Below are 18,131 nucleotides of genomic sequence, written 5' to 3' on the forward strand. Positions count from 1 at the left end.
TTCATGGCGGAGCGGCCCAATCAGCTTTGGGTGGCGGACTTCACCTACGTCAGAACGGCGCAGGGCTTCGTTTATGTGGCCTTTATCGTCGATGTGTTCGCCGGCGTTATCGTCGGCTGGCGGGTCTCAACGTCGATGGAGACATCTCTGGTGCTGGATGCGCTGGAGCAGGCGCTTTGGGCTCGTCGCCCAGGGAAAGGGGTGATCCATCACTCAGACCGAGGCTCACAATATGTTTCATTAGCGTATTCAAAGCGTCTGAAGGATGCTGAAATCCTGGCGTCAGTTGGCACTACCGGCGACTCCTACGATAATGCGATGGCAGAGAGTATCAACGGGTTGTACAAAACGGAGGTTATCCACCGCGGGAGCTGGAAAAACCGGACGGAAGTGGAGTTGGCCACGCTGGACTGGGTGGACTGGTACAACAACAGAAGGCTGCTCGGGCGGCTGGGTTACATCCCTCCTACTGAAGCCGAAATGAACTATTACGCTTTGCAATTAGCATCAGAGGAAGCGGCGTAGTATTGCCAAAATTACTCTCTAATAAACTCGGGGTTATTCAGTGCTGGGGTTGACCATCAGGTTGAACGGTAGCCGGGGTAATGACGGGCAAAAGCGGATCGCGGCGTGCAGGGGTGACAGCGTGTACCGCCCATGGCAACCCGACGCGGTCCGATAAAGATCCGGCGTTAGCCTGCCGGTGGGGGATCGTATGCTGCGCCGATCCACCAGCAGCGGCCTTGGGCGGCAATGCCGGTGCGACAGCCGATGTTTCCTTCTGCGTTGGCCTGGGCCGGTGCGTCTCTCTCTGGGTCGCATCACCCCGATCAGCGCGCAAAGCGTTGTACGCCGTGCTAATGCCTGTCGCGCAGGCGATACTGACCTGCGCCCTTCCCCGTTGAGCGCGTAAAGTAATGTCCGCGGTGCTCCTCCCTGTGGGGTACGAGACGTTAACCTGCGGCTCTCTGCGTTCAGCGCGCGAGGCCGCGCTTGCCGAGCGGCCCTGCTCAATATGGCGAAGCGTTATCACCGCGCTGCCCTGTTCGGCGCTGCGCAGGTGATTCGGCAGCGTGACCTGAGTTGCGTTTACAGCGCAGGAATGGGGGGCGTTACCCATGGCGGTCACGGCAATGTCGCCGTCCCTTCTTCCTGACGGGGCCGTATTCGGCTGAATATGTGCGTTCCCGGCATGGTGCTCGGCGTTACGCCGGGCGCCTGGGCGATGAGTGAGCAACGAGCGAAGCATGAATGATTCCCTTCAATTTTAAGCGTTTTCAGAACAAGGCCCGCAGTATAGGCAGGACTATCAGCGCAAAACATCACGGTTTCACCTTAATTGACTCGTTTCAAATCACCTGCGACGGCGGCACGACAAAAAAAACCGGCCGGTGGCGCTGTTTGCTTTCAGGTGACGCAGGAGAATGCGGCTTCCAACGTTTTCCGCGCAGCGCTCAACGCGCCTGCGCGGTAGCGGAAGCGGTTATTCCAGCCATTCCGTGTGGAACACCCCTTCCTTGTCGGTACGCTTATAGGTATGGGCGCCGAAATAGTCGCGTTGGGCCTGAATCAGGTTGGCCGGCAGGACGGCGGAGCGGTAGCTATCATAGTAAGCGATGGCGGCGGAGAAGGTCGGCGTCGGGATACCGTGCTGCACCGCATAGGCCACCACATCGCGCAGCGCCTGCTGGTAGTCATCGGCAATCTTTTTGAAGTACGGCGCCAACAGCAGGTTAGCGATCGCCGCATCCTCGGCATAGGCGTCGGTAATTTTCTGCAGGAACTGGGCGCGAATAATGCAACCGGCGCGGAAGATTTTCGCAATCTCGCCGTAGTTCAGATCCCACTGGTTCTCTTCAGAGGCGGCTTTCAGCTGCGAGAAGCCCTGCGCATAGGAAACGATCTTGCCCAGATAAAGCGCGCGACGCACTTTTTCGATGAAGGCCGCCTTATCGCCGCTAAACGCTTCGTGCTGCGGGCCGGAAAGCACCTTGGAAGCCGCCACGCGCTGCTGTTTAAGCGACGACAGGTAGCGGGCAAACACCGATTCGGTGATTAAACTTAGCGGTTCGCCCAAATCCAGCGAGCTTTGAGAAGTCCATTTGCCGGTGCCTTTGTTGGCCGCCTCATCCAGAATGACGTCGACCAGATAGTTGCCCTGCTCGTCCTTCTTGGTGAAAATATCTTTAGTAATGTCAATCAGGTAGCTGCTCAGCTCCCCTTTATTCCATTCACTGAAGGTGCTGGCGAGCTGCTCATTGCTCAGGCCCAGCGCGTTTTTCAAAAGCGCATACGCTTCGGCAATCAGCTGCATATCGCCGTATTCGATGCCGTTATGCACCATCTTGACGTAATGGCCGGCGCCATCGGGACCGATATAGGTCACGCACGCTTCACCCTCGGCGCGCGCGGCAATTTTTTCCAGGATAGGCGCCACCAGCTCATAGGCGTGTTTCTGGCCACCGGGCATAATCGACGGCCCTTTCAGCGCCCCTTCTTCACCGCCGGACACGCCGGTACCGATAAAGTTGAACCCTTCTTCCGACAGCTCGCGGTTGCGGCGGATGGTGTCTTTGTAAAAGGTGTTGCCGCCGTCAATAAGGACGTCACCCTTTTCCAAAAACGGTTTCAACGAGTCAATGGTTTTATCCGTGCCTTCACCAGCTTTGACCATCAACAGAATACGCCGCGGTTTCTCCAGCGAATTGACAAACTCTTCCACGCTATAATAGGGCACCAGCTTTTTCCCCGGGTTTTCCGCGATCACCTCATCGGTCTTTTCGCGCGACCGGTTAAAGATGGATACGCTGTAACCACGGCTTTCAATGTTAAGCGCCAGGTTGCGCCCCATTACCGCCATACCGACGACGCCTATCTGTTGTGTGGACATTAAGCAACTCCTGTAGTAAGGATGACCCCTGCCGCCGCCGTACGGCGAACAGGTCTATATGTATATTATATGTTAACCTAAGCAAGTGTCTTGCGGGTAGTGATTGGTGCGATAGCTGCGCACTCCTTATTCGTGTCCCGCCAGTTCGCGATAGATATCAGCATAGCTACTGACCATCCGCGTTGAGGTAAATAAGGCGTTGAAACGCTCGCGCGCCTGCTCGCCATAGCGTCGGGCAAGGGCGGGATCTTGCCAGAGCTGGCGCATGGCATCCGCCAGCTCCGCCGGCGACGCTGGCGGCACCACCAGGCCGGTTTGCCGGTGGACGTTGACATAGGTGGTGCCGGTGCCGATTTCACAGCTAATGAGCGGCTTGCCATACATCGCCCCCTCCAGCAGCGTAATGCCAAACGCTTCCGAACGTAAATGGGACGGGAAAACCACACCATAGCAACTTTCCAGCAGCGCGGCTTTGTCCACATCCGGCAAAGCGCCGAGAAAATGCATGTTCTCAAGCCCCAATTCGGCACATCGTTTTTTCAGCTCCGCCTCCATTGGCCCCACGCCGATCAAGACGATAGGGTAAGGCGCGCTGCGTGCCGCTTCGACCAGCGTATGCAAGCCTTTGTAGTAACGAAACGCACCGATGAACAGAAAAAAGCGCTCGCCAAATCGGCTGCGCCATTGGGCCTCGCGCGCCTTATCTTGCGGCGGATAAGACGCACGATCGAGACCGAAGGGGATCACCGACACCTTGGCTTGGTAGCGCTGCAATACCGGGCTGGTGGCGACATAATTCGGTGAGGAGGCGACGATACGATCGACATCGCCGAGAAAATAGCGCATCAGCGGCGTATACATTCTCAGGATGAATTTCTGTTTCACAATATCTGAATGGTAAGAAACCACGGTGGGTTTGGTATTCGCCGCCAAAAAATGCACCATATCCATGAAAGGATAAGGAAAGTGGAAATGGACCACATCGGCCTCGGCCGCCAGTTGACGAAAACGCGCAATGGCGCCAAAGGAAAAAGGCGTGGAGGCGAATTCAAAATTGACGGCGCTATAAGCGGTATGATGCTGCCCCAGGGGCATCAGCGCACCGTGGCCACGTGGGCTCAGCGCCAGTACGGTTGAATCGATACCGTAGGCCGGGGCGCCTTCACACAGCTGAAAAATGACCTGCTCAATGCCGCCGTAAGAGTCGGGATAGTAGGTTTTATAAAAATGCAATACTTTCAGCATAGACCCCATCAAACCTTTAAATAAGCTTTCATCGTATCCTGTGCGCAGCGCTGCCAGGAAAACTTTTGCGCATTGGCCAGACCGGCGACGCGGGCCTGTGCGCGCCACACCTCGTCTTGCAGCCCCTGTGCTATCCCCGCGCTTAAGGCGTCGACATCCCGCGGTTCGCAAATGAACGCCGCATCCCCCGCCACCTCCGGCAGCGATGCCGCGTTCGAGCACACCACCGGCACGCCTGACGCCATGGCCTCCAATACCGGCAAGCCGAATCCCTCATACAATGAGGGAAACACAAATAAGCGCGCGGCGGCAAATAAAATCGGTAGCTCCTCTTGCGCCACATAGCCCAGATATTTAACCCACCCTTCACGACTACCGCGTTCAAAGCGCTGATGCTCGGCACCGCTGCCCCAGCCTTTGTAACCGCTTAACACCAGCGGATAGCGTTGCTGCAACGCTTGAGGAAGTTGCTCATAAGCGTCAAGCAACACGGTTAAATTCTTGCGCGGCTCAATAGTGCCGGTAAATAGGGTATAGCCAGCATAAGCTATTCCCAACCGCGCCATGAGTGGCGCAGCCGCCTCCTCGAGGCGGGGATAAAACGAATCGCTGCACGCCAGTGGCGTAACATCAATCTTCTCAGCCGGATAATTGAAATACGCCGCCAGCTCATTTTTGGAGTACTCGGAAACGGTAATGATGCGGCTGGCGCGCGTCAAACTGGCTTCCATCTCTTTCGCCAAATAATGCACGCGCCCCGGGGGATGAAATTCGGGAGTAGTAAAAACTGAGATATCGTGAAAAGTCGTTATCGCCCGAGGCAATCCCGCCGGCAGATAATAGTTAGGACTGTGATAAAGAAAGTCCTTATACGGGCGCAGCGCCCGTTTTTGCAGTCGGGGATAGATGGCGCGAAAGGCCTCAATCAGCAGCGCCCGACGTTTAAGCCAGCCCTGCAATGCGCCGCTCGAAGACGGTAGAACATGATACTCCGGTAGGGTATCGCCGATGCGCAACCCGCGAAAATAGCGCAGTTGGGTGATCTCCGGCGCCCGCTGCAGTTGATTAATCAACTCAAGCGCATAACGGCCAATCCCGGTTAAGGGATATTTGATCGCATCGGTGGCAAACACTATTTTCATTCAGGGAAGTTCCCATTCTCATAGCGACCAGGGAGTCAGCCAGATGCCCTGGCCGGACAATATCAACCTGACGAAACGGAACGGCGCGCTCAATGCCGCCCCACTTTGACCAAGTTACAGCGAAATCGTTGTGCCCTGCGTCAGCGGAAGTTTGCTGAGCAATAGCGCGGCGCTCCGTTTCCATGTCAGCCAACAAATTCCCTTTGAGTCTGGGGCGGCTTGCTGAGCGTTTAACGCCAGCCACGCCACAATGGTGTCACGAAGAGGCTCCCCACCCTCGCCGGAAAAATACAGAGCGTGATCGCCCGCGATTTCGCGAAACACGGGAATATCGCGCAAAATTAGCGGCAGTCCTTTCTGCGCCGCCTCGATCAAAGGCAGACCAAATCCCTCCCCCTTGGAGGAGAAAATGAGCGCGTCGGCGGCGTGATATAATCGCTCCAAGTATTCATCGCTAACGCCCTGCAGCCAGTGCAAACGGCGATTAAGCTCTGAATGGTGCTTAATCCGCTCCACCAGCTCATCAACGTTCCATCCGTGTTTACCCACAATCACCAGGCGATAGTCATGACCTTCGGCCCATAACAGCTCAAACGCGGCCAAAACCTGCGCGTGGCTTTTACGGGGTTCGAGGGTACCCACCATCAAGAAGCTGGGGTGTTGATTGAGTGTCTCCAGCAGGGCTTTGCCACGGCCGGGAATACCACACGTGGGCCGGCTTGACTCGAGATTAGCGCCGAGATGAAAATAATCGATGGATAAGTGCTTGTTGAGATTTAAATGCTGATGAACGTTGACCCACGCGCGAACATCGTCCGCCACGCTCGCCGAAACGCAGATGATCCCCGTACCATAGGTCGCCACCCATTGTAACCAGTCGGGAAATAATTGCTGCATTCCCTCACTGCTCCATTCTGGATTATTGATCGGCAAAATATCATGTACCACATAATAAACATGGCTGCCGGCCCGACGCGCCTTGTCAATACTAGGCAACACCTGCGGGAAAAACGAAATCGTCAGATCGGTGACCAGCATGATGTCACCATGACTGAACAACACCGGCTCATCTTCTCCGAAATCAATGCCGTAGTTTTGCCGTACAAAATGATTGGCATAGCGATAACATTCGTCATTGACATAATACACTGCACGTACATCATAGCCGGCGATATCGCCATTCAGCAATTCAAACAAAATACTGCGCGAAACTCGCTGAATACCCGATTTATCATCGCACTGCGCCAGTTCCGAAATATCGACCAGCAGCTTTCTGCGCCGACCGCTAAAATTGTTTTGCGCCACTGCCCAGGCGTAATCGAGCCTATCGCACTCGCTAACCTCGGGGTAACGATTGATGTCATTGATAACACTTTCGGTAAACGCCACAAGATCCAGTCCGGCCGACGTGGCGGGCGCCGCATCTTGCACATCCAACGTATCAAGGCAAGCGAGTGCCAGCCTGGCGGTGTTATCCCATGAGAACTTCGCCGCCTGCGTTAATGCATGCGCCTTGAGCTGCCGGTGAAAATCCTCATCAGTCAGCGACCGCTGTAGCTTAGCGCGCATCGCATCAATATCACGGGGATCGAAGGTGGCCTCAACCCAGCCGATCACTTCCGGCACGCTCGTGGTATTTGAACCCAAAGTGGCGGCGCCGCATTTCATTGCTTCAAGCGGTGGCAGGCCGAATCCCTCATGCAGCGAGGGAAAAACAAAGACGGTACAAAGATTGTAAAGCGCTATCAGATCGTCATCGGGCAGGTAACCGGTGAAGATCAATTGTTCGGACGCAATCCCGCTGTCGGCGGCAAGATGCTTAAACTTAAGCAGGTCATATTCATTCAGCTTATAGGCTAACACCAGCGGATACTGCTGGCGCAAGCTGCTGTCCAAAGCGCCGTAAGCCTTGATCAATGCGGCAATATTTTTGCGCGGCTCATCGATAGCAAGCGACATGACAAACGCATCAGGCAAATGATAGGTTTGGCGCAAACGCGCCTTTTGCTCATCGCTATACTGCCGAACCTGAAATTGATCACTCACGCCGGAGGAGATATGAAATAGCTTCTCGGCAGGATAGGCGGTATGGTCCAGCATTTCTTTTCGCGACGATTCGGAAATCGCCAGAATAGCGTCCGCACGCTGATAATTTTTCAGCTTTTCCATATACCAGGCGCCGAAAAGTTTATCGGCGAAATAAAAAGGCTTATCCAATAACGGGATAAGATCATGACAAACGCATACCGTCTTCCATGCCACAGGCTTCTCCGGCACCGTGGTGATATACTCATCCCAATAACCTTCAAAAAAACCCGTCACAAAGACGATATCGGGGCGGACATTCGCGATCGCAATATCCCTTACCTCGGCGGCAAGGGCATTACGCACATGATTATTTTTATCAATATACGCTATCGGCCCAACCCCGGAAAAAACGAACATCTCCTCGGGAGGCAATAGATCGCTGAAGGCTTGCCTGGCTTCATCGATCCGCTCCAGAGGATACATACCGTTAAGCAAGATGCTCACTCGGTGATCGCCCTTATTTTTAATGATGGCTCGGCTCATGGCTAGCGCACTGCGGCCTATACCGCGAAATCGGCTACCAGACTGGCATCCTTGCACATCAATAAGAATATGCATCAAAACCTCTCATTATTTAATGCGTAATTTATCAAAGATGGTATTCACCGCGGGCGGCAGTCGGCGTTGGGGATCTTGTAAGCTCCAGGCTTGGAGCGCTTGGTGATTAAGGGTCAGATCCCGTTGCGGCGCTGGCGCAACGCGGCGATAAATCCGCTTGGCCCGCTCATATTGCCCACTTCTATGTAGCAACGCGACGGCGCGGGACTTCAACGCTGGATGACGCTGCAGAAAAGACAACGCACCACGGGCGCAACGTTTGATAACCTGTTTGGCACGGCCTTTTACACCATGTTGGCGTAACAACTGCACCTGCAGGCCCATATAGCGATACGGTGAGGTAAGGCGCCAGGAGCGACTTTCCAGCAGCGCTCTGTTGTGATCCTTTAGTTGACGGTTCTCACGGCGCAGCTCCATTGCTTGACGCGCGGCGGCTTGATAATGGCTAGTTAGCGCTTCCCGGCTTAACTCGGCAAGCGCGCTGTCGACGAGCGCATCGGTTTTAGGTTCATCCTGCGATGCATTTGCTCCCTGCTCGCTTTCGCGCGACCGGTAATGCCGCGATTGCACGGTTGCGGCCAGTTCCTGCAATTGTTCCACACTTGCCGCAAGATCCTCGTACAAACGGCTGAACCTGCTTTCCATTTCCTCGCGCATTGCGCTGGCAAGACTATCTTGCGTTTGCTGATGCCCATGGTGCAAATGGTTGTCGTAACGCTCACGCTGCAATAACCATTTCTCGCAGGCGGCAATCCAGACTTCCGTCGCACTACAGGTATCAAGCGGCACCGGCAATGTTGCTTTGCGTTCAAAAAGCGTTAAAAGTAACGCGAAGGACCATTCCTGCGGCTTGTGCTGGCAAAACGCATACAGCCATTGTGCATAGGGCGCCGGTAAATTTAGGGGGCTGAGCAACAAAGGTCGGTTGTGCGCAAGATGAAATGTGGACGGCGAAACAATTTCGTTAAGCGTAACGAAAAACGCCTGTAGCAAATTCTCAGGCCAGGCGCAATCCGCTTTTTTATTACTGATAGAGCCGTAATCGATGATATGGATCTGTAGCCGTTCGTCCACCAAAATATTCCATGTGCGGACATCGTCATGATAGAGCCCGGCGCGCTCAAGACTGGCGAGCTGTTGCAAAATTTGATGAAGTACGTTTTCCCGCTCGGCCGCCGTCAATGCCAACAGCTTACCGTCGAGTAATTCACCCGGCAGTTTCGACAGGATATTCCAACCCTGCCACTCATTTTCCCCGCTGGCTAATAACCGCGCCACGGGAAACTCAGCCGGCGCCCGCGACAGGAAATCGATCTCCTGATGAAGCTCTTGCCGGTTGCGCTCCCTCTCCTCATCGCTCAGCGCCCGATTTTGCACTTGTGCATGATAGACTTTGCAAAAAAAGTCACCGCCAAAGTAATACCGGCGGCTATCGTGATGCGCGTCGTCGGATTGGCTGTGGGGCCGCTTGCTCCAACGCGTAAAAGGCCGGCAAAAGTCCCCCAGCAGCACCCGTCGGTTGCTAAGCAAATATAAGGGACGTTTGATAGCGGAAAGATGAGTCGGATATTCCGCTAATTGTTGATAGAATGCGTTATGCTCGAACAGCGTAAGCGGACTATCTGGTTGCGAGGGCCCCCAATAGAGCGGCTCTTCTTTCAGCGCCAGCTCCAGCAAGGCAATTTCCACGTGATCCAATAGCCGGGTCAACCACTGTTGCACTTTAGAGGTGCCATGCCCGTGCACGAGATGATGGAATACGCTCAGCCCGATGACCAAATCAAATTGGTCGTTCTCCAATTGATCAATGACTTCCTCAATCCGTCCTTCAACAAAGGTAACGTCAAAATCAGGATGTTCATCGGCCAGCGCCCCACATAAGGCAACGTTTTGCGGCAGAAAATCAATACCCTTCACACTGGCACCTTTCTCGGCCAAACTCAGGCTGTAGAAACCCTGCGCGCAGCCCAGGTCTAGCACCCGTAAAGGGCGGTCCAGCGCCAGGGATAATCTGTCATAGACGGCGGCAATAATTTGCAAACGCGGTAAACAATCGCGCGAAGCCGCCTCATTCCATTCAGGGTGAGCATAAACCATCTGATAAATTTCAGGCAGATCGGAAACGAATTGCTGTAAAGCATTACTCATAGCCCGATTCCCTTAAGCTTTTTCATATAATGTGAATGTGGAATTCAGATCAACAATACCGGAAAACTCCATGCCCTGACTGACGTGAAGAATGATCGCATCATACCGGCGATCTAAAGGCGTCATATCCAGCTGTGGATTACCTGCGGAAATACCGAATGAAAGTAAATAATCGGCCTGATTCAAATTTACCGGGAAAGAAAACTTAAACACCCTAATCTCGCCCTTGCTCACAGAGATATACTCTTTACCTTTCGAGGCGAGGAACGAGTTGGTCCCATATAAAAAGAGACCGTCCAAGGTTTTCAGCAATAAACCAGGCACGACATTATCGTAATCATAGTCGAACTGCACTTTAACGATGAAATCTACCGATTGATTGCTGACTATGTTGGCGGGATACTCCACACCATCAGCAAGAATGAGGTAATCCAGGATTTTCGCGCCGCCTTGCCCCCAACGATATTCTTCCGGTCGATAACCAGGCCGGGTATGAAAAATATCTTCGCAACCGGCATGAAACTGCCCGGCCAAACCAGTCGCCTGTGGCTTAGCCTGGGACGGCGCAGCGGGCCTGTTTGAGCCTGGCTTGCCAAAAAGCTCGTCCAGGTAGCGGTTGGTAACATCGCGTGCAGCGCCATCCATTTCAATATGACCATCCTTAAGAAAGATGGCCCGCTCGCAATGTTTAACGATATCCCCGGCGCTATGGGAAACCAACAGCAAAGTCGTACCCTGACGTTTAAATTCGGCGATACGCGCATAGCATTTTGCCTGAAACCGTGAATCACCTACTGAGAGAGCCTCATCGACGATTAACACATCCGGTCGAGTGGCGGTGGCGACAGCGAACGCCAAACGCATCTGCATGCCGCTGGAATAGATGCGTACCGGACGATCGATATATTCACCAATATCGGCAAATTTTTCGATTTCCGGCATCAGCGCCGTCAGAGCGTCCCGTGTAAGCCCCTGCATCAGCCCCGACATGAAAACATTTTGCCGGCCGGAGAAATCGGGATGAAACCCCATACCCAGCTCCAAGAGCGCCGCGACGCGGCCTTGAACGTCGATTCTTCCCTCTGTCGGCTGTGTAGTTCCGGTCAATAATTTCAGCAGCGTACTTTTGCCGGCGCCATTAACACCGACAATACCTATCGACTCCCCCGCCTCTACCGCGAAATTGATATCACGCAATACCCACTTCTTCTGATGGCGCGGCGTAAAACCCCATTGTATTTTTTCGAGAATACGCAGCCATTTCGTCGGGTAGTGCTTGTAGGCTTTGGCAACATTCGTTACGGATATGTTATTCATTACAGTTCGTCCACAATATCTGCTGAATGTTTTTTGAACATGCGCCAGCCCATCACAATCAACAGCAGCGATATTACGGCAACCGGCATCAGCCCCCACCAATCCGGGCCGCTATGGTAGAGAAAGATGTTTTGATAGCTGGTAATGATACTGGTCATCGGGTTGAGTTTTAACAAACCCCGCACCGATTCCGGTAGAGTCTTACTGACATAAACGATCGGCGTAAACCAAAACCAGAATTGAAGTAAAATGCTGACAAATTGCTCGATATCACGCACGAAAACATTCATAACCCCAAGGATAATGCCCAGACCGATAGTGAATGTCATTTGGATTATCAATACCGGGATCATCTCAAGAATTATCCAGCCGGGGAAGTTGCCGGACACGATCAAAAAGATCATAAACAGGCTGAAGATGATACAGAAATTGATCATCGCCGAGCATGCAATAATGATAGGCAGACAAATCCGTGGGAAACTGAGCTTCTTCAGAATATTGGCATGTGTAATAAACACCCGCACCAAATTTTTAAGCGTCTCAGTAAACAGCCCCCAGGTGAGAATGCCGGAGCACAGGAAAATGCTGTAGGCAAAAGGACCATGCATATCCGCCAATCGCGTACGCATCAACTCCGCGAAAATGACGGTATACACCACGATAATGGCCACTGGCTGCAATATCAACCACAGGGCGCCCAGGAAACTGCTCTGATAACGAGATTGAAAATCCCGTTTGATACTGTCGGCGATAAAACCGCGATAGCGGAGCACACCGTCTAACAAACCGTTAAGCATTAATTACTATCCATCAAAGCAAGAATTTCGCGCGTTTTCTCTTCCATCAGACCGACATCTCCTCTGGATTCTACATTCAGGCGGACAACCGGTTCGGTATTAGAACTGCGAACATTAAAGCGCCAATCGGCGAACGACAGGCTCAGGCCATCCGTGGTATCTATCTCGACGGCCGCCGCCGCATAATACGCTTGAATACTTGCGAGCGCGGCACCGGCATCGCGTAAGGTGCGATTGATTTCCCCCGACGCCGGATAGGCACGCATCCGCTCGCCCACCAGTTGGCTCAGTGACTGCCCTCGCACCGCCATCAGCTCGGCCACCAGCAGCCACGGAATCATCCCGCTGTCGCAATAAAAGAAATCACGGAAATAGTGATGGGCACTCATTTCCCCGCCGTAAATGGCGTTTTCGGCGCGCATCCGTTCTTTGATAAACGCATGACCGGTCTTTGACATTACCGGCGTACCCCCGGCACGACGCACAATGTCTTCGGTGTTCCAGGTCAGACGGGGATCGTGAATGATTTTGCTGGCGGGATGTTTTTGCAAAAAGGCTTCTGCCAGCAGGCCGACAATGTAATAACCTTCAACAAAGCCCCCTTGCTCATCGAATAAAAAGCAACGGTCGAAATCGCCGTCGAAAGCGATACCCATATCGGCGCCGGCGTTATTCACGGCATTAGTGGTATCCTGTCGGCATTCCGGCAGCAGGGGGTTGGGAATACCGTTGGGAAAATGGCCGTCCGGCTGGTGATGCACTTTGACGAAGGACACCGGCGCGCCAGCGGCCTGGAACCGCGCTTCAATCGCGTCCACCACATGCCCGGCAGCGCCATTGCCCGAGTTAATAACCAGCGTCATCGGCCGACGAAATCGGGCAAGGTCAATGAATCCCAGCAGATGATCGACATAAGCCGACAAGACGTCGACGCGGCGCAGTGTTCCCCGCACCCGCGCTACAGGTCCGAAAGCGTTCTCCTCGGCCAGACGCTGAATGGCGCGCAGACCGGTATCGCCGCTAATAGGTCGGGACTGCTCGCGCACCAGCTTCATCCCGTTATAATCCATCGGATTATGGCTGGCCGTCACTTCAATACCCCCGTCCACGCCCAGATGGGAGGTGGCGAAATAAATTTCTTCCGTGCCGCTCATGCCAATATCCAGCACGTCAGCGCCGGCGTCGTTCAACCCGCGCGCCAGGGCCTGTTTTAATCCCTCGCTGGTCAGACGCACATCACCGCCGACCACCATACTGCGCGGCTTGAGTAGCTCGCCGTAGGCGCGACCGATGCGGTAAGCAATATCCTCGTTGAGCTCCGCGCCCAATTTTCCCCGAATGTCATAGGCCTTAAAACAGGATAGAACAGCCATGTTTCCCTCAAAATGTTTTTGACAGTAATACCGATAGGGTAATTCTATCATCTACCGCGATAGTGGAACCAGATGGGATTTTCGCTGCCCGCGGGATTGCCCCTTCATCGGCTTCATTTTCCCCACCCTGCCCTTATCGCGATGCACGCCCTCTCCCCGGCGTCGGGAACGAGCCGGTGCCAGCCTACTGCCCTAGGGGTTAACGGCGAGAAAACCGCATCGTCACACATGAAGGAAAAATAGCCTTTCTGGTCTGAACCGCATTGTATTGCAATCGACATTATTGCACCGCAGGCGCGAGGGTAAAGCAGGGTGACCCGGCCAGACAGCAGATTAATCCTGAAATCAGCCGGATGCATCGCGTTGCCGGCAATCAGCAGCGACCGTAAGGATCCTTTAACCGAATGATATCGTCTTCCCCAAGATAAGATCCTGATTGGATCTCCAACAACTCCAGCGGAATCTTGCCCGGATTTTCCAAACTGTGCACCGACCCGACCGGAATAAAGGTAGATTGGTTCTCGGTCAGCAAAAAGGAATTGTCCTCCACCGTCACCCGCGCCGTGCCGGACAGAACGACCCAGTGCTCGGTACGGTGATGATGCATCTGCAACGAAAACATCCCGCCCGGTTTAACGGTGATGCGATTGACGTTATAGCGGGCTTCATTGACCACCGTGTCGTTGCGCCCCCAGGGCCGGTAAGATTCGCGATGGCGACGATATTCGCTGCGGGCGTGGTTTTTCAGATACTCCACCACTTTCTTGACGTCCTGCACCTTATCTTTATCGACGACCAGCACCGCATCCTTGGTGTTCACTATCACCAGGTTATTTACCCCGATAGCCGCCACCATTTTCTCATCGGTATTGATATAACAATTGGCGGTATTATGCAGGAAAACATCGCCGGTCAGGGCATTCTGCCTCTCGTCCTTTTGATTGACTTCCCACAGCGCCGACCAGGATCCGACATCGCTCCAGCCGGCATTCAGCGGTACCACCATCGCATCGGCGGTTTTTTCCATCACCGCATAATCCACCGAGTCATCGGGACAGGTGATAAATTCGTCTTTATCGACACGGATAAATTCCTGATTACTGTCCGCCTGGGGCGACTCAATGGCTTTCTCACAGGCCGACAGAATATCCGGGCGGAATTTACCCAGCTCGCTGAGGTATTTTTTAGCGCGGAACAGAAACATACCACTGTTCCAGTAATAATCGCCGCTGGCGATATAACGCTCAGCGGTGGCCAGATCCGGTTTTTCCACAAATCGATGCACCTGGAAGACCGCGGCCTCTTTTTGCGCCGCCCCGCGCTGAATATAACCGTAACCCGTTTCAGGCGCGCTGGGCACGATGCCGAACGTCACCAGACTGCCGCTGCGGGCATAGGGGAGCGCCTGCATAATAGCGCGATGAAACGCTTTCTCATCTTCAATAACGTGGTCGGCGGCCAATACCAGCAGCAACGGATCATCACCGTCCACGACAGCGCTTAAGGCGGCCAGCGCAATGGCCGGGGCGGTATTACGCCCGACCGGTTCCAGGATGATGTTTTGCGACAACTTGTCGATTTGCCGCAGCTGTTCCGCCACCAAAAACCGGTGCTCCTCATTACAAATCACCAGCGGCTGACGGGTATCGAGCCCTTCCAGACGCAGCACCGTTTCCTGCAGCATGGAGTGGTCACCATGCAGTGTGAGAAACTGCTTGGGATAGAGCTCACGCGACATCGGCCACAGACGGCTGCCGGTTCCACCGGCCATAATTACGGGAAGCAACATACATGTCCTTTTCGCCATAGGAAGAAAGATGCGCTCTTGCCGCAGACATCCCGTTGGGGATAGCGCGCGACATTAACGGAGCCTAGCCTTTCACCTTTGAGGCAAGCCAAAAGAGTTAAGGAAAAAATTGTCCTGAGCATACACTTGCACATCGTCACGATCAATTGCCCGTGCCGTCGCAGGTAGGCCGCCGGCATGTTTGTAGGCGTAAAACGCCCGGCGCGCTTTTTTCCCTGCTTTGCGTAGCGCGCCGCGGCATAAGGCGGCCTGTGGTGTCACCGCCGTGCGCGAAACACCCTCGGCCTGCTCCCTTCTACTCTTCCCCTGATAGCGATAACTATAAACCATATAGGGAAGAGCGTAGGGCGCCCGCAGTTCGCACCCCGTGGGGCGTAAGCGATTTTTGCAACCTGCCGCCCATCGAAGCCGGGCCAGCGGTGCCTGGCCCGGTCAGAGGGGCTGGGGCGCGAGAACGCCTACTCAGCGCATTTCGCCCGGACTGTCCTGCTGTGACGCCGGGACCGGCTGTGCCGGGCCAGTACACCGGAGGGCGACAAACCGATAAAAATGGCGGCCCCGCGGCCCGGGCGCGTTCCACATTTACGGACAAAAAAAAGGGCCGATATCGCTATCGACCCTCCCGTGGTGATGACTAACGCCGGCGGTGATTGCTCTTCCGGCAGTGCTCGGCTTGTTTCGCCGGCGGTAACGTCTCCTGGGGCTACGCTCAGCTTATTTTGCCGGCGATGATGCCCCTCCCGGCAGTGCTCGGCTTATTTCGCCGGCGGTAACCTCTCTTACGGCAACGCTTAGCTTACTTCGCCGGCGATGATACCCCTTCCGGCAGTGCTCGGCTTGTTTTGCCGGCGGTAACGTCTCCTGGGGCTACGCTTAGCTTATTTCGCCGGCGATGAAGGTTCATCGGGCAGCGCGTAGGCAATGATGTAATCCCCCAGCTTGGTGCCGAACGAACCGTGTCCGCCCGCGGCGGTCACCACATATTGCTTGCCGTTTGCCTCATAGGTCATCGGCGTGGACTGACCGCCGGCCGGCAAACGATCCTGCCAGAGCGGTTTACCGCTGGTGACGTCAAACGCGCGGATATAATTGTCGGCCGTCCCGGTGATAAACATCACGTTACCGGCGGTCGCAATCGGTCCGCCCAACATCGGCATGCCCATTTTGAAGGGCAGCGGCAACGGTGAACTGTCGCGTACGGTTCCGATGCGATGCTTCCAGGCAATAGTGTGGGTTTTCAGGTCCACGCCCGCGATATATCCCCAAGCGGGCTGCTTGCAGGGTAAGCCAAAGGGCGACAAGAAGGCTTCCAGCGTCACGCCATAGGGCACCCCGTATTGGGGCTGCAGACCCGCTTCGGAGCCGGAGCTGCTGCTCTTGCCCTTTTCAGGCTCTATCGGGTTGTTGGCGCTGCGAGGTATTAAGCGCGACACAAAAGGCAACGCCATGGGATTGGCGATCATCACCTGGCGCTGCGGATCCACCGCCACCCCGCCCCACTCAAACATGCCGAGGTTCCCCGGGAAGACCAGCGTTCCCTGTTCGGAAGGCGGCGTAAAAATGCCCTCATAGCGCAGCTTATAGAACATTACCCGGCACACCAGTTGATCGAACATGGTCGCGCCCCACATATCGGCACCGGTCAAATCCTTTTTCGGCCGGAAGGTCAAATCGGAGAACGGCTGCGTCGGCGAAACATGATCTCCCTTGGCCGCCCCTTGCGGCACCGGTCGCTCCGGCGCCGGCACTATCGGCGTACCGGTGCGTCTATCCAGCACGAAAATGTTGCCGGTTTTGGCCGGCGCATAAATCGCCGGGACTTTCTCTCCCTGCTGATTGGTAATGTCTACCAACGTCGGCTGGGCCGGAACGTCCATATCCCATAAATCGTGGTGAACGGTTTGATAGAACCAGACCAATTTACCGGTGGTCGCATTCAACGCCAGGATCCCGCTGGCGAAGCGCTCCATCTCAGGGGTACGGTTGCCGCCCCAGATATCGGGCGTGGCGACGCCTATCGGCAGATAGACGATATCCAACTGAGGATCATAGGCGGCAGGCGCCCAGGAATTGGGGGAGTTGGCAACATAATTCTTACCGTCGGCCGGGATGGCGTTCGGCTCGGCATTGCCGGGATCGAACGCCCACAATAGTGCGCCGGTGACCACATCAAAGCCGCGTATCACCCCTGAAGGTTCATGATTGGAATAGTTGTCCGTTACCGCCCCCGCGACAATGATCACCTTATCGGTAACGACGGGCGGCGAGGTCGGTTCATATTCCCCCGCGGTGGTTACCTGCATATTCGCCTGTAAATTCAGATCGCCTTGGTCGGCGAAACTGTCGCAGCGGGCGCCGGTATCGGCGTTCAGTGCATAAAGATGCCCGTTGTTAACCGGCAATAAAATGCGCCGCGGACAATCCTGCGCTGCGTTTTGCGCGACATTCGCCGCACTCGCCGCAGGCATTTCATGATAAGACACCCCGCGGCACGTTATGAATAACCCCGAGTTTATTAGAGAGTAATTTTGGCAATACTACGCCGCTTCCTCTGATGCTAATTGCAAAGCGTAATAGTTCATTTCGGCTTCAGTAGGAGGGATGTAACCCAGCCGCCCGAGCAGCCTTCTGTTGTTGTACCAGTCCACCCAGTCCAGCGTGGCCAACTCCACTTCCGTCCGGTTTTTCCAGCTCCCGCGGTGGATAACCTCCGTTTTGTACAACCCGTTGATACTCTCTGCCATCGCATTATCGTAGGAGTCGCCG

11 protein-coding genes and 1 pseudogene are annotated in these 18,131 nt (G+C 54.7%); 1 reads left to right on the forward strand and 11 read right to left on the reverse strand.

Annotation, left to right across the window (positions count from 1 at the left end):
• On the forward strand, positions 1 to 525 hold a 525-nt coding region (locus CINSTRO3249_RS03645; protein WP_125933110.1), incomplete at its 5' end, for an IS3 family transposase.
• A gap of 958 nt (positions 526 to 1,483) precedes the next feature.
• Here the strand turns inward: CINSTRO3249_RS03645 and gndA are convergent.
• The 11 genes and pseudogenes from gndA to CINSTRO3249_RS03715 all read right to left on the reverse strand — a co-directional run.
• Positions 1,484 to 2,890 carry an NADP-dependent phosphogluconate dehydrogenase gene (gndA, locus tag CINSTRO3249_RS03655; RefSeq protein WP_074012237.1) on the reverse strand — a complete coding sequence of 469 codons (1,407 nt, stop codon included), beginning with the start codon at positions 2,888 to 2,890 and terminating at the stop codon, positions 1,484 to 1,486.
• Between the two features lie 126 nt (positions 2,891 to 3,016).
• Positions 3,017 to 4,135, reverse strand: a complete 1,119-nt coding sequence (locus CINSTRO3249_RS03660; protein WP_074012247.1) for a glycosyltransferase family 4 protein — start codon at positions 4,133 to 4,135, stop codon at positions 3,017 to 3,019.
• Positions 4,136 to 4,143: 8 nt separating this feature from the next.
• Positions 4,144 to 5,277 carry a glycosyltransferase family 4 protein gene (locus CINSTRO3249_RS03665; protein ID WP_074012238.1) on the reverse strand — a complete coding sequence of 378 codons (1,134 nt, stop codon included), beginning with the start codon at positions 5,275 to 5,277 and terminating at the stop codon, positions 4,144 to 4,146.
• A 114-nt stretch (positions 5,278 to 5,391) separates the two neighbouring features.
• Positions 5,392 to 7,923 carry a glycosyltransferase family 4 protein gene (locus CINSTRO3249_RS03670; protein ID WP_074012239.1) on the reverse strand — a complete coding sequence of 844 codons (2,532 nt, stop codon included), beginning with the start codon at positions 7,921 to 7,923 and terminating at the stop codon, positions 5,392 to 5,394.
• Positions 7,924 to 7,935: 12 nt separating this feature from the next.
• Entirely contained in the window at positions 7,936 to 10,071 is a 2,136-nt protein-coding gene (locus CINSTRO3249_RS03675; protein WP_074012240.1) for a methyltransferase domain-containing protein, read from the reverse strand.
• Between the two features lie 12 nt (positions 10,072 to 10,083).
• Positions 10,084 to 11,388, reverse strand: coding sequence for an ABC transporter ATP-binding protein (locus CINSTRO3249_RS03680; protein WP_074012241.1), 1,305 nt, complete (start codon positions 11,386 to 11,388; stop codon positions 10,084 to 10,086).
• Entirely contained in the window at positions 11,388 to 12,185 is a 798-nt protein-coding gene (locus tag CINSTRO3249_RS03685) for an ABC transporter permease (protein WP_074012242.1), read from the reverse strand. Before CINSTRO3249_RS03685 ends, CINSTRO3249_RS03680 begins: the two co-directional genes overlap by 1 nt.
• Positions 12,185 to 13,558, reverse strand: a complete 1,374-nt coding sequence (gene cpsG / locus CINSTRO3249_RS03690) for a phosphomannomutase CpsG (RefSeq protein ID WP_074012243.1) — start codon at positions 13,556 to 13,558, stop codon at positions 12,185 to 12,187. Before cpsG ends, CINSTRO3249_RS03685 begins: the two co-directional genes overlap by 1 nt.
• Before the next feature lie 373 nt (positions 13,559 to 13,931).
• Positions 13,932 to 15,347 carry a mannose-1-phosphate guanylyltransferase/mannose-6-phosphate isomerase gene (locus CINSTRO3249_RS03700; RefSeq protein ID WP_074012245.1) on the reverse strand — a complete coding sequence of 472 codons (1,416 nt, stop codon included), beginning with the start codon at positions 15,345 to 15,347 and terminating at the stop codon, positions 13,932 to 13,934.
• Positions 15,348 to 16,243: 896 nt separating this feature from the next.
• Positions 16,244 to 17,863: pseudogene (locus CINSTRO3249_RS03710) on the reverse strand (membrane-bound PQQ-dependent dehydrogenase, glucose/quinate/shikimate family); the annotation flags it as partial.
• A gap of 39 nt (positions 17,864 to 17,902) precedes the next feature.
• Positions 17,903 to 18,131: integrase core domain-containing protein (locus CINSTRO3249_RS03715; protein ID WP_143146879.1), on the reverse strand; the 229-nt coding region annotated here is incomplete at its 5' end.

Source organism: Candidatus Sodalis sp. SoCistrobi (assembly GCF_900143145.1).
Classification (GTDB): domain Bacteria; phylum Pseudomonadota; class Gammaproteobacteria; order Enterobacterales; family Enterobacteriaceae; genus SoCistrobi.

Excerpts from the sequence above, each read along its gene's own strand:
- gndA (WP_074012237.1), bottom strand. The coding sequence starts at position 2,890 with ATGTCCACACAACAGATAGGCGTCGTCGGTATGGCGGTAATGGGGCGC.
- CINSTRO3249_RS03660 (WP_074012247.1), bottom strand. The coding sequence starts at position 4,135 with ATGCTGAAAGTATTGCATTTTTATAAAACCTACTATCCCGACTCTTAC.
- CINSTRO3249_RS03665 (WP_074012238.1), bottom strand. The coding sequence starts at position 5,277 with ATGAAAATAGTGTTTGCCACCGATGCGATCAAATATCCCTTAACCGGG.
- CINSTRO3249_RS03670 (WP_074012239.1), bottom strand. The coding sequence starts at position 7,923 with ATGCATATTCTTATTGATGTGCAAGGATGCCAGTCTGGTAGCCGATTT.
- CINSTRO3249_RS03675 (WP_074012240.1), bottom strand. The coding sequence starts at position 10,071 with ATGAGTAATGCTTTACAGCAATTCGTTTCCGATCTGCCTGAAATTTAT.
- CINSTRO3249_RS03680 (WP_074012241.1), bottom strand. The coding sequence starts at position 11,388 with ATGAATAACATATCCGTAACGAATGTTGCCAAAGCCTACAAGCACTAC.
- CINSTRO3249_RS03685 (WP_074012242.1), bottom strand. The coding sequence starts at position 12,185 with ATGCTTAACGGTTTGTTAGACGGTGTGCTCCGCTATCGCGGTTTTATC.
- cpsG (WP_074012243.1), bottom strand. The coding sequence starts at position 13,558 with ATGGCTGTTCTATCCTGTTTTAAGGCCTATGACATTCGGGGAAAATTG.
- CINSTRO3249_RS03700 (WP_074012245.1), bottom strand. The coding sequence starts at position 15,347 with ATGTTGCTTCCCGTAATTATGGCCGGTGGAACCGGCAGCCGTCTGTGG.